At 31.6% G+C, this 20,922-nt stretch carries 24 protein-coding genes, 1 tRNA gene and 1 riboswitch; of the genes, 5 read left to right on the forward strand and 20 right to left on the reverse strand.

The window, feature by feature from the left end; all coding sequences use genetic code 11:
• Positions 1-16 precede the first annotated feature (16 nt).
• Positions 17-211, forward strand: coding sequence for a DUF1858 domain-containing protein (locus tag A3M9_RS0103895; RefSeq protein ID WP_027308054.1), 195 nt, complete (start codon positions 17-19; stop codon positions 209-211).
• A 48-nt stretch (positions 212-259) separates the two neighbouring features.
• Here A3M9_RS0103895 and A3M9_RS13105 read toward each other — a convergent pair whose 3' ends face one another.
• The 6 genes from A3M9_RS13105 to A3M9_RS0103925 form a co-directional block, all read right to left on the reverse strand.
• On the reverse strand, positions 260-1,675 hold the full coding sequence (locus tag A3M9_RS13105) for a PLP-dependent aminotransferase family protein (protein WP_035165794.1): 1,416 nt from the start codon (positions 1,673-1,675) through the stop codon (positions 260-262).
• A gap of 9 nt (positions 1,676-1,684) precedes the next feature.
• Entirely contained in the window at positions 1,685-2,530 is an 846-nt protein-coding gene (locus A3M9_RS0103905; protein ID WP_027308055.1) for a DegV family protein, read from the reverse strand.
• A 45-nt stretch (positions 2,531-2,575) separates the two neighbouring features.
• A complete protein-coding gene (locus tag A3M9_RS0103910) occupies positions 2,576-3,460 on the reverse strand; it encodes a nucleotidyltransferase domain-containing protein (protein ID WP_027308056.1) in 885 nt (294 codons plus the stop codon).
• 76 nt (positions 3,461-3,536) lie between these two features.
• A complete protein-coding gene (locus tag A3M9_RS13110; protein WP_035165797.1) occupies positions 3,537-3,767 on the reverse strand; it encodes a hypothetical protein in 231 nt (76 codons plus the stop codon).
• Position 3,768: 1 nt separating this feature from the next.
• Positions 3,769-4,437 carry a hypothetical protein gene (locus A3M9_RS0103920; RefSeq protein WP_027308057.1) on the reverse strand — a complete coding sequence of 223 codons (669 nt, stop codon included), beginning with the start codon at positions 4,435-4,437 and terminating at the stop codon, positions 3,769-3,771.
• 378 nt (positions 4,438-4,815) lie between these two features.
• Positions 4,816-5,484, reverse strand: coding sequence for a hydrolase (locus tag A3M9_RS0103925; protein WP_027308058.1), 669 nt, complete (start codon positions 5,482-5,484; stop codon positions 4,816-4,818).
• Positions 5,485-5,592: 108 nt separating this feature from the next.
• Here A3M9_RS0103925 and A3M9_RS0103930 point away from each other — a divergent pair, with 108 nt between their 5' ends.
• Positions 5,593-6,606: an alkaline phosphatase family protein gene (locus tag A3M9_RS0103930; protein ID WP_027308059.1), complete on the forward strand. Its 1,014-nt coding sequence runs from the start codon at positions 5,593-5,595 to the stop codon at positions 6,604-6,606.
• 112 nt (positions 6,607-6,718) lie between these two features.
• On the opposite strand, the gene A3M9_RS0103935 is transcribed toward A3M9_RS0103930, so the two are convergent.
• Both A3M9_RS0103935 and hflX read right to left on the reverse strand, forming a co-directional pair.
• Positions 6,719-6,794 (reverse strand) — tRNA-Gln (locus A3M9_RS0103935).
• A 53-nt stretch (positions 6,795-6,847) separates the two neighbouring features.
• Positions 6,848-8,656 carry a GTPase HflX gene (hflX, locus tag A3M9_RS0103940; RefSeq protein ID WP_027308060.1) on the reverse strand — a complete coding sequence of 603 codons (1,809 nt, stop codon included), beginning with the start codon at positions 8,654-8,656 and terminating at the stop codon, positions 6,848-6,850.
• Between the two features lie 214 nt (positions 8,657-8,870).
• On the opposite strand from hflX, the gene hpt reads away from it, so the two are divergent.
• Entirely contained in the window at positions 8,871-9,398 is a 528-nt protein-coding gene (gene hpt / locus A3M9_RS0103945; RefSeq protein ID WP_027308061.1) for a hypoxanthine phosphoribosyltransferase, read from the forward strand.
• Between the two features lie 18 nt (positions 9,399-9,416).
• Here the strand turns inward: hpt and yunB are convergent, their stop codons facing one another.
• Both yunB and A3M9_RS0103955 read right to left on the reverse strand, forming a co-directional pair.
• Complete coding sequence (gene yunB / locus A3M9_RS0103950; protein ID WP_027308062.1) at positions 9,417-10,052, reverse strand: sporulation protein YunB; 636 nt, start codon at positions 10,050-10,052, stop codon at positions 9,417-9,419.
• 74 nt (positions 10,053-10,126) lie between these two features.
• On the reverse strand, positions 10,127-11,548 hold the full coding sequence (locus A3M9_RS0103955) for a glycosyltransferase family 2 protein (protein ID WP_027308063.1): 1,422 nt from the start codon (positions 11,546-11,548) through the stop codon (positions 10,127-10,129).
• Positions 11,549-11,790: 242 nt separating this feature from the next.
• On the opposite strand from A3M9_RS0103955, the gene A3M9_RS13115 reads away from it, so the two are divergent.
• A complete protein-coding gene (locus A3M9_RS13115; protein WP_051350579.1) occupies positions 11,791-14,097 on the forward strand; it encodes a transglycosylase domain-containing protein in 2,307 nt (768 codons plus the stop codon).
• Between the two features lie 71 nt (positions 14,098-14,168).
• Here A3M9_RS13115 and A3M9_RS0103965 read toward each other — a convergent pair whose 3' ends face one another.
• The 10 genes from A3M9_RS0103965 to A3M9_RS0104010 form a co-directional block, all read right to left on the reverse strand.
• A complete protein-coding gene (locus A3M9_RS0103965; protein ID WP_198011936.1) occupies positions 14,169-14,747 on the reverse strand; it encodes a stage V sporulation protein AE in 579 nt (192 codons plus the stop codon).
• Between the two features lie 7 nt (positions 14,748-14,754).
• Positions 14,755-15,111: a stage V sporulation protein AE gene (gene spoVAE, locus A3M9_RS0103970; protein WP_027308065.1), complete on the reverse strand. Its 357-nt coding sequence runs from the start codon at positions 15,109-15,111 to the stop codon at positions 14,755-14,757.
• 1 nt (position 15,112) lies between these two features.
• Entirely contained in the window at positions 15,113-16,129 is a 1,017-nt protein-coding gene (gene spoVAD / locus A3M9_RS0103975; protein WP_027308066.1) for a stage V sporulation protein AD, read from the reverse strand.
• Positions 16,130-16,143: 14 nt separating this feature from the next.
• Entirely contained in the window at positions 16,144-16,605 is a 462-nt protein-coding gene (spoVAC, locus tag A3M9_RS0103980; protein ID WP_027308067.1) for a stage V sporulation protein AC, read from the reverse strand.
• 4 nt (positions 16,606-16,609) lie between these two features.
• The gene (locus A3M9_RS14585) at positions 16,610-16,753 is read right to left on the reverse strand and encodes a hypothetical protein (RefSeq protein WP_156897863.1); all 144 of its coding nucleotides are present in this window, start codon (positions 16,751-16,753) and stop codon (positions 16,610-16,612) included.
• A gap of 69 nt (positions 16,754-16,822) precedes the next feature.
• Complete coding sequence (sigF, locus tag A3M9_RS0103990; RefSeq protein WP_027308068.1) at positions 16,823-17,575, reverse strand: RNA polymerase sporulation sigma factor SigF; 753 nt, start codon at positions 17,573-17,575, stop codon at positions 16,823-16,825.
• A gap of 16 nt (positions 17,576-17,591) precedes the next feature.
• Complete coding sequence (gene spoIIAB / locus A3M9_RS0103995) at positions 17,592-18,017, reverse strand: anti-sigma F factor (protein ID WP_027308069.1); 426 nt, start codon at positions 18,015-18,017, stop codon at positions 17,592-17,594.
• A gap of 13 nt (positions 18,018-18,030) precedes the next feature.
• Positions 18,031-18,366 (reverse strand): anti-sigma F factor antagonist, encoded by a 336-nt coding sequence (gene spoIIAA / locus A3M9_RS0104000; RefSeq protein ID WP_027308070.1) that lies wholly within the window; start codon positions 18,364-18,366, stop codon positions 18,031-18,033.
• A gap of 258 nt (positions 18,367-18,624) precedes the next feature.
• The gene (locus A3M9_RS0104005; protein WP_027308071.1) at positions 18,625-19,302 is read right to left on the reverse strand and encodes a TMEM165/GDT1 family protein; all 678 of its coding nucleotides are present in this window, start codon (positions 19,300-19,302) and stop codon (positions 18,625-18,627) included.
• A gap of 38 nt (positions 19,303-19,340) precedes the next feature.
• A riboswitch (yybP-ykoY riboswitch) is annotated at positions 19,341-19,470 on the reverse strand.
• Between the two features lie 51 nt (positions 19,471-19,521).
• Complete coding sequence (locus A3M9_RS0104010; protein WP_027308072.1) at positions 19,522-19,914, reverse strand: secondary thiamine-phosphate synthase enzyme YjbQ; 393 nt, start codon at positions 19,912-19,914, stop codon at positions 19,522-19,524.
• 158 nt (positions 19,915-20,072) lie between these two features.
• On the opposite strand from A3M9_RS0104010, the gene speE reads away from it, so the two are divergent.
• Positions 20,073-20,909, forward strand: coding sequence for a polyamine aminopropyltransferase (gene speE, locus A3M9_RS0104015; protein ID WP_027308073.1), 837 nt, complete (start codon positions 20,073-20,075; stop codon positions 20,907-20,909).
• Positions 20,910-20,922: the final 13 nt, after the last annotated feature.

Here is a 20,922-nt window from a genome sequence, read left to right on the forward strand (position 1 = left end):
GTTGGAGGTGTAAATAATGATAACTAAGGATATGGGAATAATTGAAATAGTTAACAAATATCCTGAAACAGCAGATGTATTCTTTAAGTATGGAATGCATTGCTTAGGCTGTATGGCTGCAAGATTCGAAACACTTGAACAAGGTGCTCTTGCTCACGGTATCGATGTTGAAGCTATGGTGAAGGATCTAAACGAAGCAATAAATAAGTAATTCTATACATAAAAAGTGCCAAGAACTTTTGTTTCAAGGCACTTTTTATTATATAAAATTAAAAATATTACCCTTTTTACTTCTAAAATATACTTCACCCATTTTATCTAATGCAAATTTCAATTCTTCTTTACTGCAGGTGCCAAAGCTCATTCTAAAATAATTGGTATTTATCTCATCTAAATAGAAGGCACTTCCAGGTGCAATTGTTATTCCTTCATCCTTTAATAGGCTTGCATATATTGAAGAGTCCATATCTGTTCTACACCAAAGATTTATACCACCTTTAGGCTCTATAAAATCTATAAAGTTGACATTCTCTTTAATGTATTCAACAACAAAATCATATTTATCCTTATATTTTTCTACTAAAAAGCTTATATGTTTATGCCATAGCCTTTTCCTTATATATAAGTCAAAGGCCCTCTGCATAAGTCCTGAAGTTGAAATATCTGTTGAATATTTTACACTCTGAATATCCATACTCATATTGTTTGGTGAAATAATATATCCTAATCTTATTCCCGGCATAAAAATCTTAGAAAAGCTCTTTAAATAAATAACTCTATTATTTTTATCAATAGACTTTATAGGAAGAGTGTTTTCACCATAAAATCTTAATTCCGACATATAATCATCTTCAATTATGTAGAATCCATATTTGTTTGCTAAATATATAAGACTTAATTTTGTATCCTCTGAATACGTGTATCCAGTAGGGTTTTGGAAGTTTGTCATTATATATAGTAATTTTATTTTATTCTTTTTAACAACATCCTCTAAAACCTCTAAATTAATTCCATCCCTTTCAATAGGTACTTCAATAACATTAGCTCCTCTTGATCTGAAAACTGCAACTGCTCCTGTATATGTTGGGCATTCTACGACAACATTATCTCCAAACTTTAAAAGTGTCTTTGAAATAATATCTATTCCCTGCTGTGCTCCCGATATAATATTTATATCGTTTATATTGACTTCTATGCCAACCTCACTTGAATATTCACGCAGGCTTTCTCTAAGAGGAAAATAACCCTTTGGTTCTTGATACGTAAATGCAAATCCTCCATCCCTATCTAAAACTTCGTTTATAACGTTTTTAAATTCTTCTACAGGAAAGTAGTTTGGATTTGGCATTGAATTAGATAGATTAATTTTTACATCTTCATTTATTTTATATTCTCTTTTTAACTCAATCTCTTGTTTTATTATTCCTTTGCCTCTAACAAAGGTACCACTTCCAACTTTAGAATATACTAAACCTTCCTGCTCAAGCATTCTATAGGCATTTACAACAGTAACGTTATTAACTCCTATACTTTTTGAAAGTTCTCTTATGGATGGTAGTTTTTCATTCTCCTTTAGTGTACCTATTTCTATTAATTTTTTTAACTCCTCAAAAACTTGTACGTAAAGAGGTTCTACACTATTTTTATTTACTGAAATAGGATAGTGTTTTTTCATATAATCCCTCTACTTTCTTAAAAAGAAAACTGACGTTGTTCCTTCTCCAACGTGGCTTCCAATAGCTGCACCAATTTCATATATAACAAATTCTTTTATATTAAATTCTTTTTGTATTGCATCTCTAAGTTGTAAGCAAAACTCCAAATTATTTGAATAGTTCATACCAATTACTTGATTTTCAAGGTCGTATCCTCTTTCCTTCATAGTTTCTATAATCTTTTTTATAATTCCCTTTTCTCCTCTTACTTTATCATAAGGAATTATATACCCATCACTAAACTGTAAAATTGGTTTTACATTTAATAGAGTACCTATTGCTGCCTGAGCTGTTGAAATTCTTCCTCCTCTTTTTAGCATATCAAGATTTCCAACAGCAAAAATATGCTCCATCCTATCTCTCATATAGATTACTCTATCTACTATCTCATCCAATGTTCTACCTTGCTTAACCATTAAAGCTGCTTCCCTTACAATTAGACCTAATCCAACAGAAGCACCCTTAGAATCAATTACAGTAATATCATCGGACTCAAGCATATCCTTTGCAATACAGGCAGATTGATATGTTCCACTCAACCTTGATGAAAAAGCTATATAAAGGATACTATAACCCTTTTCTAAGTATTCTTTAAATTTATCAACAAATCTTGAAGGTGGTATCTGAGAAGTTTTAGGTAAATCCTTTATTCTCCTAAGTTTTTCATAAAATTCCTTTGTTGTTATCGTAACTCTATCTTCAAATATTTCATCTCCAAAGGCAACAGTCATAGGTATCATCTCAACATCTAATTCCTTTATATAATCTAAATCTAAGTCACATGCACTATCTGCAAATATCTTTATCTTTTTCATAATATTACCCCCAATTTATTTGTACAAATGTTATTATACATCAACCTATGCTGTATATACAATCTCATCTATTAAATATTCTTCCCCATAAGTTGTATATTTTCTAATTGTTTCTATTATAGCTCCCTTTTCCACCAACTTATTTAATACTTTACTTAAATCACCTTCTATTTGATTAAATAATGGTAAATTTTTTATCTCCTGAACTGATAAAGGTCTTTGGGTAGTCTTTAATACCTCAATAATAGGCGTACACAAAATCTCTATATTATCTTCTACAAAATCCTCAGCAATCTTTAACACTTTTTCGACTCTTTCCTTAAGATTACCACCTTCTGTCAATTCACCAAACATTGCTTTAACCGATATGTCCATATTTACTGCAAAAGTAAGTATATCCTTATCTGTCATATGTCCCTTTATGCTCATTATAAGCCTTGCATAGTATTTAACAAGATCTACACACCATTGATATGCTGTTTCATATTTATGTGTTACTAAATATTTATTTACATAGTGAATTGAGTTAAGAAGGTTTGAGAGTATCTCTATATTCCTTATATTTCTTTCTCTATCTGTATAAAATTTTATTTCATTTAAAACATTCATCAATTCATCATCTAAACAAAACAGTATCTTTCCACTAAAAACAGCTTTGTGGAATGTTCCACCCTTTAAATAGTGGTTGTATTGATCTAAAAATATATCCTTTGATACGTATTGAATGTTTATTTTTATATTAGCATATCTTGTTTGTATTATTTCATTTTTATTTTGTTCCTTTGTTATTACAAAAAAATCTATGTCAGATTTTTCCCAAATATCACCATTAACCAAACTACCATAAATCATTGCACACAATATACTTGAATTTGCCTTTAACTTTTTTTCTGTATTTAAGTAAGCTTCTTGATATAATCTTATGTTCATCACTCCACCCCCGACTTTAGTAATTTAAACTAAAAAATTTTATTTAATTATAGCAAAAAAATTATAAATAAACAATTTATTCTTTAACTTTATCTACTTTAACTATAACAGTTTTATTGCACTCCTCACAAAAACAATAGTGGCTGCAATATATATCCTTTGTGTCCTCTAATGTATTTTGTTCAAGGTTTAATGCATAATCGTCATAATAATATTCAACCTTATCTAATAACTTCATAGTTTTTTTACAAATTGGACATATAACTACATAATCAACAATTCCATTACAAACTGGGCAAATAAACATTTTACCATCTCCTACTTCTTTTGATTTTAATTAATCCTATGATAAAAATTACAAATACAGTTAGACCTAATGTAGTAAATACAGGGCTAAAAAAGTATTTTACTTTAAAATATATATAAGGGAAAGTAAAAATATCCTTTATACCAAAATTCTCTTTTTTGCCGATAGCTAATGTATATTTTCCACCCTTTGTAGTAGAGTAAACAGCTATTATATACTTTCCACTTTTATTTATAATTCCACTGATGGATTGTGCCTTTATATAATTTGTCTGGGTAAATTTTTCATAAAACTCATTATTATATCCTTTAGGATATAATACATTTATAACTCCATATCCATTTGGCACGTTAAAGGGTACTTCGTGTTTTACTGAAAATTCCTTGCTCAATATAGCGAAATTTGGTTCAAAACCTACGTTCATTTTTATTTTTGGCACAAGCATCTCTATATAAAAATTTTGTCCTTCCTTTGCTTCAAACTCATAAAAATCCACATCATTTTTATCATCAAGTGAAGCGTATATAGCATATGAAATTGTGTGGTCGTCAATAATTATTGGGGAATTAATGGTTGTATCCTTTTTTTCAAATATAGGCCTATGTGCACTTACTATTGTAATTGTACATAACATTAATAAAAGAACCAATAAACTAATTTTTCTTTTCATTTTTACTCCTCCTTTCCTCTAATTAAATATATTCATTATTTTATTTTTTATACAACAAAAAGAACACCAACTGGTGTTCAGGCTATTGAAAAAGTTATGTATTGATTAGCCCCATGAAGGATTTCTTAGGCATTCGTTCATTTCGCTAAGCAATTCTAAGCTTTTCTTTGTTTGAAAAAGTCCTACCCTCGCGATGCCATCGTCCTGATGGCCGCTCGGCTCGGCACGTCCTGTGCCGAATTACGGACTTTTCCAAAGTCGAAAAGCTAAGAATTGCTAAAGCTCATGAAATATGCCAATTTGAAATCCTTTCATGGGGCTTTTTCAAATTTTTGCTAACAATTAGACTTATCAATAATCTCAACACCAACTGATGTTCTAAAATGTTTCTCTATACCTATCCATTATCTTTCCAAAAATTTCAGCTGTTGTAGGCGGAGTATATGAAATAGCATTTGCACCTGCAAGTATTGTTTCTCTTATCGTATCCTCGGTTGGTCCACCAGTTGCTATAATAGGTACTGTTGGGAACTCTTCTCTTATTTTTCTTACTATCTTTGCAGTATTTTGTGCACCTGAAACATTAAATATAGTTGCTCCTGCCTCAAGTCTCTCCCCAAAATTCTCCCTTTCAGAAACTACTGTTACTACAATTGGTATGTCAATTGTTTCTCTCATTGCTCTTATTGTTTCATTTGAGGTCGGTGCATTAACAACAACTCCAATGGCTCCCTGAAATTCAGCATCAAGTGCTAAATTGACAACTCGTTTACCTGTTGTTATACCACCACCTACACCACAAAATACAGGTACATCCGCTGACTGCATTATTGCATGCGTAATTACAGGTTGTGGTGTAAAAGGATAAACTGCAATTACAGCATCTGCATTTGTATTTCTTATTATTGCAACATCGGTTGTAAAAACCAATGATTTTATTCTTTTGCCAAAAATCACTATACCACTTGCTTCTCTAATAACTGGAGGAACTTCAATCAAATGACTTCTCAAAGACCCTTTAATTTCAGGTATAAATTTACCATTCATTATAATACCTCCCTTTTCTTAATATCTTAAGCAAATAAACCTTTAAATCTATAAAATAAAATAATTACTTTTACAAAAATTAATATTAAACAAACAGGAGATGATTTTATGCCTCAATATATAAAATTAACTTTATTATTATATATATTAATTTTAAATTCTACAATATCTTTGTTCAAATTTACCTTTTATGATATAACAACAAATTCAAAACCTACAAATAAAAAGGTATGTTTAATTATAGTAGATGGATTAAGATTAGATGCAATAAATAATATGCCCTTTATTCAAAATTTAATAAAAAATAATGACGCAAAATTTGCTATTTCGGTATCTGATAAACCAACTATATCAAGAGCGGGGTATATGAGAATCTTAACTGGTGCCCCAACAGATATAAGTGGTATTTCATCAAATAACCAACATATTCCATCTCCAGTGTTATCAATATCTGACTTAGCAATAAAACACAATCTCAAAACTGCACTTTGTGGTTATTTTTGGATAGATGAACTGTTTCCATTTAGCTTCCACTATAAAAAAACATATTTTATTAGAGATGGAACTACCTTTATTGATGCTGTTTCCATAGTAAATAGTTTTAAACCAGATTTTTTAATAGTTCATCCAATGTCAGTAGATAATGCAGGACATTCTTTTGGTGGAAGTTCAATGCAATATAAAAACACCGCAAGCAAGATTGATTTAGAAATATACAAACTCTATAAGCAACTAAGCAAATACAACTATGACATAATAATAACCTCTGATCACGGACACCAAGACTTCGGTGGGCATACTAAATATGAAGAAAATACATTTTTAACTCCATTTGTATTTATAAGTAAAAACACCAATATAAAATTGACAAAAAGTATAAATCAAATAGATATTGCTCCTACTCTATGTGATCTATTGGGAATTCCTAAAACTCTATATATGACAGGCAACTCACTATTAGACAATCAAAATATAACAACCATAAGAAATGCACACATTTTAAACCCTAATCTGCCCTTTGAATATAATCTTAATTTTTCTCTTTTTATAACTAATATACTACTTACAATTCATCTTATAATTTATTTTTATTTTATTCGTATACTTTTAGCCAAGTTTTAAAAAATCATATTCTAACTTTTCTTAATTTATTAACTAATCAAATTTTATCATATTAAAAATAAAAAAGGTAGAGATTTACTAAAAATTAACAATCTCTACCTAATATTCATTATGGCTGCCGAGGTAGGACTCGAACCCACACATGCCTGATCCAGAGTCAGGTGCCTTACCACTTTGGCGACTCGGCATTAAATTTACATTATTTATTATACAAAATATTTATAAATTTTTCAATATGCTCCTAATTAATTTGTAAATATTTTTTATATCTATTAATTATATCCTCTGTAGCCTCAACTAAAATCTCTATTCCCTCTTCCTTGTATTCTTCATTTTTAACACAATTTAAGGAATGAAGTTCTGATACTATTCTTGCATCCTTATATGGTACAAGTATTGTGTCCTTTATAATTTTAGAAAATATTCTCCCTTCTACTTCCTTTAAAAACAAATCTAAATTTATCTCCTTAAGTGCTGAAATCTCAACACAATTTTGATATCTTGCCTTAATTGCATATAAATTTTCTTCCTTAGCTAAGTCTATCTTATTAATTGCTAAAATAATTTCTTTATTTTGTGCCCCAATTTCCTTTAAAACTCTATTTACAGTCTCTATTTGAACTATTGCATTATCATTTGAACCATCAACTACGTGAACAATCAAATCACTTTCAACAACCTCTTCAAGTGTAGACTTAAATGCTTCCACTAAATCGTGGGGCAATTTTCTAATAAATCCAACAGTATCTGAAAAAAGTACATCTCTGCCGCTTGGTAGCGTAATAATTCTTGTGGTTGTGTCAAGTGTTGCAAATAGCATATTTGCCTCAAGAACCTTTTCCTTATCCTTACCATAGAGCTCACATAGTTTATTTCGCAATGTTGATTTTCCAACGTTTGTATAACCAACAAAAGCAACCACAGGAATCTCATTTTGTTTTCTTCTTTCTCTTTGAACACTTCTTATTTTTTTAACTCTTTCTAATTCATTTTCTAAATCATATATTCTCTCGCGTATATGTCTTTTATCTATCTCAAGCTTTTTCTCGCCCGGCCCCCTTGTTCCAATTCCTCCTCCTGTTCTTGATAGAACGTGTCCTAATCCTATAAGCCTTGGCAGTCTATACTTAAGCTGTGCAAGTTCAACCTGAAGCTTTCCCTCCATTGATTTAGCACGCTGTGCAAATATATCAAGTATTAATGTTGTTCTATCTATAACCTTACAGCCTATTACCTCTTCAAGATTTCTTGTTTGGACACCATTTAATTCATCATCGAATATAACGGTATCTACCATAAGGCTTTGTCTTAATAGTGCAATTTCTTTTGCCTTTCCTGAGCCTATATAATATGCTGGATCAATTTTTGCTTTATTTTGCATAACCTTATGTACAACAATAGCTCCTGCAGTCTCTGCAAGTTCTTGTAGTTCATCCAATGATTCTTCAATAGAATAGCCATCCTCTGATTTGCAGCCTACTAAAATTACTCTCTCTTTATCACCCTTTTGAATTTCGTGGGCAGTATATTCAATTTGCTTTTCTATCTCTCCTACAACATCTGAAAATTGAACATTTTCAAGCTCATTGATACTATATGGTCCCTCAACGTAAGCTTCATTTTTAAGCAATCCTTCTTCAACCTTTAAATAGCCAAATGAAAAACTTTCAGGTCTTCCATCTACAACTGCTACTGCCACCATTGTGTCAAACTTCATTTCAATTAAGGCAGTAATATCTGGTACAGACAGTCTTGAATCATTTGATAAATGTGTATGAATGCAACGAATGCCATTTAATCCTCTTTCACTTCTTTTTTCACTCATAAACTCAAGTGGTGCAGTAAAGTTATCACCAACTAAAACATTAACAATTTTACCCCTTCTATTTATGTATACTGCAACTTCTCGATTTATTGCTTGTGATATTTCAGAAATTATTTTTAAAATATCTTCTGAAATTAATATGTCTTTTTCACAGTTTAATTCATACAACTCTTCTAACCTATTTATATACTGCTTCTTAATTCCTTCTATATTGCCATATATCATATAATCATCCCCTTTTAGTATATACTAAGTATTAATTATATCATCAACCCTTTGTACTCTCAAGGTGTACTGATATATGTTCCTTTTACTTAAAACTATATGTTAATATAAAGAAACCGTCAACTTTTAATTAAAATTCACTCTTGAATTCTTGACTTTTTTTAAACAATATTTTATATTATCTTTAATATACAAATTTAATGGAGGGACAGTGATGGAAAATAAAAAGGAAAACATATTAATAACTGCTGATGAGATACAATCAAAGGTTGCTGAACTTGGTGCTATTATTTCAAATGATTATAAAGATAAAAAACTATATGTTCTATCACTCTTAAGAGGAAGTTTTATATTTACAGCTGACTTAGTAAGACACATATCTGTTCCTGTTAAAATAGGTTTTATGACCACATCAAGCTATGGACATAGCGAAGAATCATCAGGTAACGTAAAAGTAGTTCACGAAATTGCTGATAACATTGAAGGTTTTGACGTTCTTGTTGTTGATGATATTGTAGATACTGGTATAACAATGAAGTTTGTTATGGAATATCTTAAGAAATATAATCCTGCAAGTATTAAATCCTGTGTTCTTCTTGATAAACCAGAAAGAAGAAAGGTTGAACTAACTCCTGATTATAAGTGCTTTACAATTCCTGATGTTTTTGTAGTTGGTTATGGATTAAACTATGGAGATTACTATAGAAATAAGCCATATATATTCAATTGGGAAAATAAATAAGTCTGCAATTTTGCAGACTTATTTTGTTATATCCTTCATAAAATCCAAATTTGCATAGGTTTCTGGTACTTTTCCTACTATTATACTTTCTGATATTGGAACACTGGTTGTAACTGAAACATTATTTCTTGCAAATGGAACTATAACCTGGACGCTTGCCTTTATGTCAAGATATATAATATGACGTGTCTGGTTTATACCTGCTGCTTGAAACTCTGACCTATAATTTGTATTAACAGAACCTACTGGTTTCATTTTAAATGGGATTTTAGGACCATAGTTTGCAAGTATATCATTTTTAAGAACAACACCAATGGGTATAGAGCCTTTTCTTCCCTCAATGTTTCTTATTCTATCCTGTACAGAAAGTGAAATTTCTGAACCAATTCTATTAAGTTCAACTGAATTTGCCTGTATCATAACTATATTCCCATCTTTATCTGTTTTTACTGTTATAATGTCATCATAGGATATTTTATTTTTAAACTCTGTTCGTATAGTTTCATTTATTGTTTCTAATGCAATTCCCCTTGCTTCTGCATCACAATAGGCCAAAATTATTGGTTTAAGGGTTCTATCCAAAAGATAAATGTTTATAATAAAGAAAATAAATATTATGATAAATATTATAAAGGCTTTTTTAAAAAATTTCATTATTTCCTCCTAAATTTATTACTATTAAAATTTATGTGTTTTCTGCAAAAAAAAGAAGTTGCTTTCGCAACTTCTTATGCAGCTGTTGAGCCATCGATTCCTTCTATTTCACTAATGCTAATTTGTCTTGTATGTTTAGTATGGCTCCATTCTTTTTTGTTTTTATCTATAATTCCTTGTAATGTTATAGGAATCCAAGTTATTGTATATATACCATATAGTAAGTACCATATATAAACTTTAAATCCCTTTATTCCCTCAACACTTAATATCGCAGCTGAAACAATGCCTATATAGGCTAAATTTAATAATGATATTTTTATTATACTATCTCCTCTTGTAATTACCCTGTCCATTAAAAATACATTTAATGAATAAAGCCCTAAAAATGCTAACATCTTCTTGGATAATTTTCTTTCTAATACCATTACTATTGGAGTAAACATAAACTGAAATACACTAAACAGTTTCCATACTATTGGTGTAAATAAGTACTGTATTATAAATATATTTAGTCCTTTTTCTGAATGTGTTTGTAAATAAGTTAGAATTAAAGACATACCTAATAAAAGAATTATAAAAGGTTGAACTGTATATAGTGCACAGTCAAAGGCTACAAAATCTTTATCTTTAATTGCCTTTTTCATAAGTTTCGTAAAATATCTTGTTGCAACATCTGCAAATCCCTGCATCCATCTTTTTCTCTGATTCCAAGATTGTTTTAAAGTTAGTGGCTTTTCATCATAAATAACAGCAGTATGTGCCCAACCAACTTTATATCCATTTAAAACTAATTTACAAGTGAACTCCAAGTCCTCTGTTAAGCAAGTTGCTCCCCAACCAAACCTCTTAAGTAGTTCTGTATCAACACAGAAACCTGTTCCTCCTATTTGGTTAGAAAGCCCTAATTTCCACCTTGCTGCTTGGAAAAGTCTATTTGCACTCCAGAAGGCTATTGAATATGAATGTGTAATCCAAGAGTCATTTGGGTTTTTACTATCAATATATCCTTGAACAACCTTATATCCTGCAACTAACTTTTTGTTCATTTCCTTTAGAAAATTCCTTGAAGCTAAATTGTCAGCATCAAAGACAACTACAGCATCATATTTTTTATCCATTTCAAATATATTATTAAACATCCACTCAAGTGCATATCCCTTGCCACGTTTGTTAGAATCAAACCTCTCAAATACTTGAGCCCCGTGTTCCCTTGCTATTTTTGCTGTATTATCTGTACAATTATCGGCTATAACAAATATGTCATACAGCTCCTTTGGATAATCAAGGTTTTTTAAGCTCTCAACTATTTGTGCAATAACCATCTCCTCATTATGGGCTGCAACAATCAACGCAAAGGACTTTTGTGGTTCCACCTCATTATTATCTTCCTTTTTTAATCTTAATCCGAAAAAGGAAATAATCATATAATAGGAAGATATAATAAAAACTATTATTTGAAACACAAATGTTGCATTAAAAATAAATTCCTTCATGTCAACTCCTCCAATAAATTTGCTTTAATTCGATACCATTCTAAAATTAGGTTTAACAAATAACATAGTTATTATTCTTGTCACCTATTAGATTATAATGCTATATATCCATTAAATAAAGGTACTTAAAATATTATTAATAATTCTTTTACATTTTAAAATTTACCAATAGGTTTATATTGTAGAATTAAATATAGTATAATGTTATAATGTAAATAAGTTGACTCAAAAGGAGGTTTACTATGGCTAAAAAGAAACGTAAAAAGGGTAATATACTAAAAAATATATTATTGATTTTCGTTATTTTAACTCTAATGCTAAGTGCAGCTGCAATTGGTGCAGTAATAAAGATAGTTAGCGAAGTGCCAGAAATTGATGTTAATATACTTGATAATTTAAAACAATCTATAGAATTTTATGATAAAGATGGAAATCCAATTGCCAATCTGCACAGTGGAGAAAACAGAAAAATTGTAACAATTAAACAAATACCTAAACATATGCAGTATGCTTATATTTCTATCGAAGATGAGCGTTTTTTAAAACACCACGGAGTAGATATAAAGAGAGTCTTTGGTGCAATCTTAGCTAATATAAAATCTGGATCAAAATCACAGGGCGGTTCAACAATAACTCAGCAACTTGTTAGAAATTATGCCCTTACTCAAAAGAAAAGCTATGTAAGAAAAATACAAGAAATGTATCTTGCAATTCAAATTGAAAGAAAACTAAGCAAAGATCAAATATTGGAGGCATATTTAAATACCATATATCTTGGGCCTAATATATATGGGGTACAAGAAGCCTCAAGATACTACTTTGATAAAGACGTAGAGGATGTTACTATAGCAGAAGCTGCTTTTATTGCAGCAATAACACAAAATCCTGGTATCTATAATCCATATAGCAAAAAAAATAAAGAAAACCCAGATAACTATTTAAGCCGTCAAAGAATTGTTCTAAAAAAGATGTTTGAAAATGGATATATATCTGAAGCGGAATACCAAAATGCATTGAATGAAGATATCGTAGCAAGTTTAAATAAAGAAAAAACTAAATTAACTGGTAACTATTCAAAATATCATTGGTTTATAGAGGCTGCATTAGATGAGATTGCTGAAGACTTTGCTAAAAAATATGATATGGACGAAAAGGATGCAAAACAAAAACTAAAAGATGGTGGTTATAAAGTTTATCTTACAATAGATACTAAACTACAAGAAAAGGCTCAAGAAATAATTGATAATAATAAGTTTTATAAAGGCATACCTGTTAAAATAAATAAAGAAAAACTTAAACAAAATGAAAATGCAAAACCAAATCCTCAGGCTGCAGCTGTTGTAATGGACTTAAATGGAGAAGTTAGAGCAATAATTGGTGGTCGTGGACTTGGTGCTGGTTCCTTTAACTATGCAGCTGGTGAAAATGCAAAAATGCCTCCAGGTTCTTCTATAAAACCATTGACAGTTTATACGCCAGCTATTGAAAATAGAGTAGTAACCCCTTCAACAATTATTAACGATTCAAGAGATGACGCAGAGGCAATTGAAATTTATAATAAGATAAATAAAGATTGGTTTCCAAACAATTATGATAAAAGATGTGTTGGACCTGTAACTGTAAGATATGCACTTGAACAATCTAAAAATACTATTGCTACTAAAATATTATATAGACTTGGATTAGATACAAGCTATAATTATGCAACTAAAAAATTTGGTCTATCGACAATTGTTAAGGCTGATAAAGCTTATGCTGCACTTGGATTAGGTCAGTTAACCTTAGGTGCAAGGCCTATTGAAATGGCAGCCGCCTATACTGCCTTTGCAAATAATGGGATAATATCATCTCCAATTCTTTACACAAAGGTTGAAGATAGAAATGGAAATATTGTTTTAGAAAAAAGTACAACCCAAAGAAGAGCTATCTCTGAAGATACAGCTTTTGTTATGAATCAACTATTACAAAGTGTTGTTAAAAATGGGCTTGCTAAAAGTGCAGATCTTGGTGCTATGCCTACAGGTGGAAAGACTGGTACAACTGAAAATAACTTAGATGGCTGGTTTGTAGGATTTACACCATACTATACTTGTGCCGTTTGGGTTGGTTCAACAAGAGAACCTGAGGTTAGCTATATAAAGGTATCCAGTTTAAATGTAACTCCTATTTGGAAGGCCATTATGCTTGAGGCACATAGAGGACTTCCTATAAAGCAATTTAGCAAACCAGAAGGTGTTGTTGAAGCTGTTATTTGTGCTCAAAGTGGAAAACTTGCTACAGAAAATTGTCCTAACAAATATGTAGAATACTATTTAAGCGGCACAGAACCTACTGAATATTGTGATATACACTCATTACCTAATCCTGTTCCTAATGATGAGCAAAACATTGAAAATAATAATGGAACAAATGAAGAAAATACTAATGATGAAAATAATAATGATGAAAATACTGGAAATACAGATCAAGGTCAAACAAATACTCAAGGTAATGGACAAAGTAATGGAAATAATCAAGGAAACAGTAATAATATTCCACCTACAAGATAATACTTATATCAGAAAAGCTGAAGAGCCTTTTTAAGGTTTCTTCAGCTTTTTGATATTAACAGATTTCTTCTTCATTCATCCTCTTTCAAATCGGCTTTATCACTTCTTCTTATAATCTCTTCCATAGCTTTTGTTATTATTGGGGCTCCTATTTCAACATTATCAAATCCATCCATTTTACCTATATCCCCAACACCAATTATTATAGGAGCTCTCTTATCATTTAAGACATCTACTGTATCTCCCTTAACTATTTTGTCTTCCTTTGCAAGCCCACTCTTATCTACACCCTTTTTAACTATATTACCATTTCTATCTATTGAATAATCAACCTTTATACCTCTTACACCATTTGTATTAGACGCTACAGCAATGACACCTAATACATCTACTTCTCCGCAGTTTAATATATATTCCATTGCCTCTTCTCCATCACCCTTGTGGGTATCTCCTCTATCATCTACCATAACTACTACAGGGTCATACTTTGCTTGTTTTATATACTCTACTATCTCTTTACCTGATATTGGAGTTGGATTGCCTGCTGACCTTGATATACATCTCCCACCAATATTTTTAGCAGCAGCCTCAACTGCCCTCTGTGCAACCAAATCGCCATCCGTTACAATAATAACCTTCTTTTTCAATATATCACTCCTAACTTTTAGCCTTTGGATTAAATATTATTGCCATTATATATCCAAAAAATATAGCTGCTGCGATACCTGCAGAAGTTGCCTTTATCCCACCTGTAAAGGCACCTATCAAGCCATATTTTTCAACTTCCTTTATAGTCCCCTTTGCAAGTGAATATCCAAATCCAGGTAATGGAACAGTAGCTCCTGCCTTTCCGTATTCAACTATAGGTTCATAAATACCTATAGCACCAAGTATTACTCCAGCTGTAACAAAACTTACAAGTATTCTTGCTGGAGTTAAACTTGTTTTATCCATCAATATCTGTCCTATTAAACATATCGTTCCTCCAACTATAAATGCCCTTAAATAATCCATTTTAAACTCCCCTTTCGATTGCAACAGCGTGTGCAATACCAGGAATTGATTCGCCCTGCATTGTACTGGTTGGACTTAAAAGTGCTCCTGTTGAAATCAATAGAATTCTATTTAGATTTCCCTCCATAATTTGCTTATAGAGATATCCGCAAAACACAATAGCAGAACAGCCACATCCACTTCCTCCTGAATGAACGTCCTGTTGTGTTAAATCAAATACCTTTATACCACAGTCTGAATAGTTTGTACTCATATCAAATCCCTGTTTCTTAACTATTTCTAAAGTAAGTTCCATCCCTACTTTACCTAAATCTCCAGTTATAATTAGATCGTAATCTTTATTTGTTCTGCCTGTATCCTTAAAATGTCTTAAAATTGTATCAGCAGCTGCTGGTGCCATAGCTGCTCCCATATTGTTTGCATCTTTAATTCCAAAATCAACAACTCTTCCAGTTGTAACGTGGGTAATGTAGGGACCATTGCCTTTGCTTGATATAACAGCAGCCCCTGCTCCCGTTACTGTCCATTGAGAAGTTGGTGGCCTTTGATTTCCGTGTTCTAATGGAAATCTAAATTGCCTTTCTGCAGAACAAAAATGGCTTGATGTCGAAGCTATAACATAATCTGCATATCCACCATCAACAGCCATCGAAGCAAGGCTCATAGATTCTGTAAGCGTCGAGCACGCACCATACAGACCAAAAAAGGGTATCTTATAATCCCTTGCAGCAAGACTTGATGCCATAAGTTGATTTAGCAAATCACCTGCAAAAATATAGTCAATATCCTTCTCATCTATCTTCAATTTTTCTAAAGCTAATCTGACTGCCTCCTTTTGCATTTTACTTTCTGCCTTTTCCCAGGTTTCTTCACCAAACAAGTCATCCTCTAAAACAACATCAAAATAGTCTCTTAAAGGACCTTCTCCCTCTTTAGGTCCTGCAATAGCTGCAGTTGATATTATAGATGGAGGGTTTTTAAAGGCTATAGTTTGTTCACCTATTCTTTTTTCCCCCATAGCAAACCTCCTCCTTATTTAAAAAGATTTATTATGTAATATATGATTCCCACAATTACTGAGCTTGAAATTCCATAAACCAAAACTGGACCTGCAATGACAAACATCTTGGCACCAACACCAAAAACAAATCCCTCTCTTTTAAACTCCATAGCTGGTGCAACAATAGAATTTGAAAATCCTGTTATAGGAACTATTGATCCAGCTCCTGCAAATTTTCCAATATTATCATAAACACCAAGTCCTGTTAAAAATGCACCTAAAAATACCATTATAGTAGCTACATAATAACCTACATCCTCTTTAGGAACTCCAAGACCTATAAAAATATTCATAACAAATTGACCAATAACGCAAATAAATCCTCCTACTACAAAGGCTGCTAAGCAATCCTTTAAAAAATTTGAACTTGGAGCATTTTTTTTAACCATATCCTGAAATTCTTTTTTCAGCCTTTCTTCGTTGGTATGTTCCATAAAATCACCTTCCATCCTTTATATTTTCATTCTGTCCCCTTAAAGCTGACATCATATTAAAGGATGTATTGTTGTAGTCAAATCTATGTTCCTTATCCTCTGGCTGTTTATAATTGATAACATCTACTTTTTTTGCCTTATAATACATTCTCTACACCTCCATTTATATTTTCTCCAAAAGTAAAAAAAATAAAACAAAAAGGCAACGGAATATTATCTACTCCATTGCCTTTTTTAAATATGTTAAGACTCTTTTTTCAATTCTTGAAACCTGAACCTGAGAAATACCTAATATCTCAGCTATTTGACTTTGGGTTAAATCCTTAAAATACCTTAAAAATATTACTTGCCTGTCTCTTGGCTCTAAATTTTGTATCAGTTCCTTTAATGCTACTTTATCAACTATCTCTTCGCCATAATCCTTATCTTCACTCACCCTGTCTATTAAAAGAACTGCTGCCCCATCATCTTGATGTACTGTATCATATAAATACTCTGGTGAATTCATACTATCCATACTTAATATAACTTCTTCTGCTGTAATGCTTAGCTCGTTTGCAATCTCTTCAATTGTGGCTTCTCTTCCATATTCTTTGGCTAATTTATCCTTTGCCAACTTAACCTTCCTTGCGGTTTCCTTTACACTTCTACTTACCTTTATTATTCCATCATCACGCATAAACCTTTTTATTTCACCAAGTATCATAGGAACAGCATATGTAGAAAACTTTACATCATATGAAACATCAAACTTCTTAATGGCCTTTATAAGACCAATACAACCTATTTGAAATAAATCTTCATATTCGTAACCTCTATTTAAAAATCTCTTTACTATGCTTGTTACTAATCCTATGTTATTCTTTATTAGCTTTTCCTCCGCCTCTTTATCCCCTGCTTGGCTTTTTAATATGAGCTCCCTAAAATCCTCTAAAGAATTAACCTTTACATCCTCCAAACCCTCTTTCATATTTTACCCCCATACATCAGGCCGATTTAAAAGTTTTTGTCATAATTACCGTAGTTCCCTTTCCAGGCTCAGAAAATACTTCAACACTATCCATAAAGGTTTCCATAACCGTAAAGCCCATACCTGATCTTTCAAGTTCAGGCCTTGAAGTATAAAGAGGCTGCCTTGCAAGTTCAACATTTTCAATTCCCTTACCATTATCTTCAACTTCTATAGTCAATTTATTATCCTCAATTTTACATCTTAAGGTTACCATTCCCTCTGTATCCTCATAACCGTGTATAATGGCGTTTGTAACAGCCTCAGATACCGCAGTTTTTACATCTGAAAGCTCTTCTAAAGTAGGGTCCAGTTGTGATGCAAAAGCTGCTACTACCACTCTTGCAAAGGATTCATTAACTGATTTACTTGGGAACTCCAGTTTCATTTCATTTTTAAACATAATATCCCCCCCATCAAAGATTTAAAAGAGCCTCTTTAGTATTTTCAAATTCATTTAAAATTTTAAACAAACCGCTTAATTCAAATATCTTTTTTATCTGAGGCTTTAAATTTACAACAGCTACTTTCCCATCATAGTCCTTTAATTTTTTATATCTACCAATAATAACTCCTATACCTGAACTATCCATAAAATTGACCCCTGAAAAATCGAATATCAACTTGTTTATGCCAAGCTCTTCAATCTTATTATCAATTTTTATTCTTGCCCCTTCTGCAGAGTGGTGGTCAAGTTCACCGTGCATCTCAACAATTAGGCAACCATCTTCTACACTAAACTTTAGCTGCATACCCATCCCCCCAAATATTTATCTTTTTTATAATAGACTACCTACACACATAAGTTTGGTAGCTCATAATTGACTTAACTATTTTTCAATATTAATACCCAAGAGATTTGTATTGTAAACTATAATGTCCATTTTTACTTGTCAGATATTTTGACACAAATTATTTATTTACCATATACTGTAAATTTCACATTTCACCTGGGTGGCACTCATTATATATATTCTCTAAAAATTACAATTTTCCTTCTTTATGTTATGTTACTTTTTATTTTTTCTTCTAAACCCTATAACATAAATAAGCACAGCTAAAATAACATAGAATACTATTTGGTTTATAACTGTAATATATTGGATTGGTAAAACCTCATATAAAGTTGTTATACCAAAAACAATAAATATAAAGGCTGCACCAAACTTTATATATTTCTCTGGAAGATACTTAGAAATTAAAGTTCCTCCTGCTATTCCTAAGGTATCTGCCACCATCATACCTAAAGTTGCACCTATTAGAACTAATATTGGTGCCTTTTCTTGTGCTGCAAAGGTTAAAGTCATTATCTGTGTTTTATCTCCAAGCTCTGCTAAGAAAAAGGTTGTTCCTACTGTTATAATTGGACCAAATTTATCCTCCTTTAAGCTACAGGCTTCGCCTTCAATTTCCTCCTCATCTTCCTCCTCATCTTCCTCCTTTAATCCCCATAGTCCAAAACCTATAAATAGAAAAGCTGCTGCTAATTTTACATACTCAAACTTAATATAACTTCCAAGGTATGTTCCAATTAAAACAGCAAGGGCATTTAAAAGTAGTGTTGCTGCAAAAACACCAGCAATAACCTGCTTTAATTTATACTTACTTGCACAGGCCATTGCAAGGAGCTGGGTTTTATCTCCCATCTCTGCTACAAGTACAAATAAAAATGCTTTAAGTAGTGCCATATACATTCCTCCTTCTTTTTTATTTTATACAAAATTAAAGACCTTTAACACAATGCAAAGCATTGTGTTAAAGGTCTCACTTGACAAACGTCCGATAAAGCCAGGTCAAAGACCAGTATGTTGACTTTATCAACCCAAAATGGGCAGCTACTCCCCTTTAACCACTCTAAATATATCGTCCTTAATATATAATATATTCTTTAATAAATATTGTCAACACTATCCATTTAATATTTTTACATAAAATTTTCTTGTTCTTGGACCATCAAACTCACAGAAATATATACCCTGCCAAGTTCCAAGTTTTAAATCTCCATTTTCTATTATTACACTACAGGAGGAACCCATTAGAGATGCTTTAATATGTGCGTGGGAATTGCCCTCTATATGCCAATAATCACCCTTTACAGGATAAACTTTGTCAAGTGTAACTATCATATCCCTTACAACATCAGGGTCAGCATTTTCATTTATAGTTACACCTGCGGTTGTATGTGGAATAAATACAACTGCTAATCCATCCTTTACGCCGCTTTTTTCTACTGCCTCTCTAACAAAATTAGTTATGTTAATAAACTCCTCCGTCTTTGAAGTTTTTAAGCTAAACTCCATAGGAACACCTCCGAATATTTTACTATTATCTTACATAAGATATCTTTGTATATTAATTGTACTATATTTTTTTTGATATGAATATTGTAATTAATCCTAATTAATGCTAAAATGCTATTTGTATCTAAAATCCCAAAAAGGAGGCGATTTTAATGGCAATGGATATGTGGCTTAAGGAAATGCAACTTGAGGGCGAAGGCGTAGCTATGTCCTACAAAATTAAAGAAACTCTTCTTAGAAAACAGACTCAATACCAAGATATGGCAATAGTAGATTCAGAAGTATTTGGAAGAATGCTTATACTTGACGGTATAGTTCAAACAACAATTAAAGACGAATTTGTTTATCACGAAATGATTTCACACATTCCACTATTTACACACCCAAATCCAAAGAAGGTTTTAGTTGTTGGTGGTGGAGATGGTGGTGCAATAAGAGAAATATTAAAGCATAAGTCTGTAGAAAAGGCTGTTCTTTGTGAAATAGATAAGGACGTTGTAGATGCTTGTAAAAAGTATCTACCAGAAATAAGCTGTGCACTTGATGATCCAAGATGTGAAGTATTTATAGGCGATGGAATAAAATATGTTAAGGAACATAAAAATGAATTTGATGTAATTATTGTTGACTCAACTGACCCATTTAGCATTGCTGAAGGTCTATTTGGTGGAAACTTCTACAAGGATATATATGAAGCTCTAACAGAAGATGGAATATTTGTTGCACAAACAGAAACTCCATTCTTCTTACCAGATACAGTAAGAAAGGTATTTAGCGATGCAAAGGCTATATTCCCTGTTACTAAACTATTTATGGCTGCAATCCCAACTTACCCAGGAGGATACTGGAGCTTTACAGTTGGTTCAAAGAAATATGATCCAACTCAAGTAGATATTACAAAGATTCCAGAAATGGATACTAAGTACTATACTCCAGAAATACATAAGGCTTGTTTTGTACTTCCAAAATACATAAAAGAAGTTATAGGTGAATAAAATAGCAGGTGTT

The organism is Caloramator sp. ALD01 (assembly GCF_000472625.1).
Lineage (GTDB): Bacteria > Bacillota > Clostridia > Clostridiales > Caloramatoraceae > Thermobrachium > Thermobrachium proteoclasticum.

What these genes read in the sequence shown, in the direction of transcription:
- A3M9_RS0104005 (WP_027308071.1), bottom strand. Translation starts at nt 19,302, where the DNA reads ATGGCACTACTTAAAGCATTTTTATTTGTACTTGTAGCAGAGATGGGA.
- spoIIAB (WP_027308069.1), bottom strand. Translation starts at nt 18,017, where the DNA reads ATGTTTAAAAATGAAATGAAACTGGAGTTCCCAAGTAAATCAGTTAAT.
- A3M9_RS0103920 (WP_027308057.1), bottom strand. Translation starts at nt 4,437, where the DNA reads ATGAAAAGAAAAATTAGTTTATTGGTTCTTTTATTAATGTTATGTACA.
- A3M9_RS0103910 (WP_027308056.1), bottom strand. Translation starts at nt 3,460, where the DNA reads ATGAACATAAGATTATATCAAGAAGCTTACTTAAATACAGAAAAAAAG.
- A3M9_RS13110 (WP_035165797.1), bottom strand. Translation starts at nt 3,767, where the DNA reads ATGTTTATTTGCCCAGTTTGTAATGGAATTGTTGATTATGTAGTTATA.
- spoVAD (WP_027308066.1), bottom strand. Translation starts at nt 16,129, where the DNA reads ATGGGGGAAAAAAGAATAGGTGAACAAACTATAGCCTTTAAAAACCCT.
- speE (WP_027308073.1), top strand. Translation starts at nt 20,073, where the DNA reads ATGGATATGTGGCTTAAGGAAATGCAACTTGAGGGCGAAGGCGTAGCT.
- spoVAE (WP_027308065.1), bottom strand. Translation starts at nt 15,111, where the DNA reads ATGGATTATTTAAGGGCATTTATAGTTGGAGGAACGATATGTTTAATA.
- A3M9_RS0103930 (WP_027308059.1), top strand. Translation starts at nt 5,593, where the DNA reads ATGCCTCAATATATAAAATTAACTTTATTATTATATATATTAATTTTA.
- A3M9_RS0103925 (WP_027308058.1), bottom strand. Translation starts at nt 5,484, where the DNA reads ATGAATGGTAAATTTATACCTGAAATTAAAGGGTCTTTGAGAAGTCAT.
- A3M9_RS0103955 (WP_027308063.1), bottom strand. Translation starts at nt 11,548, where the DNA reads ATGAAGGAATTTATTTTTAATGCAACATTTGTGTTTCAAATAATAGTT.
- hpt (WP_027308061.1), top strand. Translation starts at nt 8,871, where the DNA reads ATGGAAAATAAAAAGGAAAACATATTAATAACTGCTGATGAGATACAA.
- hflX (WP_027308060.1), bottom strand. Translation starts at nt 8,656, where the DNA reads ATGATATATGGCAATATAGAAGGAATTAAGAAGCAGTATATAAATAGG.
- spoVAC (WP_027308067.1), bottom strand. Translation starts at nt 16,605, where the DNA reads ATGGAACATACCAACGAAGAAAGGCTGAAAAAAGAATTTCAGGATATG.
- yunB (WP_027308062.1), bottom strand. Translation starts at nt 10,052, where the DNA reads ATGAAATTTTTTAAAAAAGCCTTTATAATATTTATCATAATATTTATT.
- A3M9_RS0104010 (WP_027308072.1), bottom strand. Translation starts at nt 19,914, where the DNA reads ATGGAGTTTAGCTTAAAAACTTCAAAGACGGAGGAGTTTATTAACATA.
- spoIIAA (WP_027308070.1), bottom strand. Translation starts at nt 18,366, where the DNA reads ATGCAGCTAAAGTTTAGTGTAGAAGATGGTTGCCTAATTGTTGAGATG.
- A3M9_RS14585 (WP_156897863.1), bottom strand. Translation starts at nt 16,753, where the DNA reads ATGTATTATAAGGCAAAAAAAGTAGATGTTATCAATTATAAACAGCCA.
- A3M9_RS13105 (WP_035165794.1), bottom strand. Translation starts at nt 1,675, where the DNA reads ATGAAAAAACACTATCCTATTTCAGTAAATAAAAATAGTGTAGAACCT.
- A3M9_RS0103905 (WP_027308055.1), bottom strand. Translation starts at nt 2,530, where the DNA reads ATGAAAAAGATAAAGATATTTGCAGATAGTGCATGTGACTTAGATTTA.
- A3M9_RS0103895 (WP_027308054.1), top strand. Translation starts at nt 17, where the DNA reads ATGATAACTAAGGATATGGGAATAATTGAAATAGTTAACAAATATCCT.
- sigF (WP_027308068.1), bottom strand. Translation starts at nt 17,575, where the DNA reads ATGAAAGAGGGTTTGGAGGATGTAAAGGTTAATTCTTTAGAGGATTTT.
- A3M9_RS13115 (WP_051350579.1), top strand. Translation starts at nt 11,791, where the DNA reads ATGGCTAAAAAGAAACGTAAAAAGGGTAATATACTAAAAAATATATTA.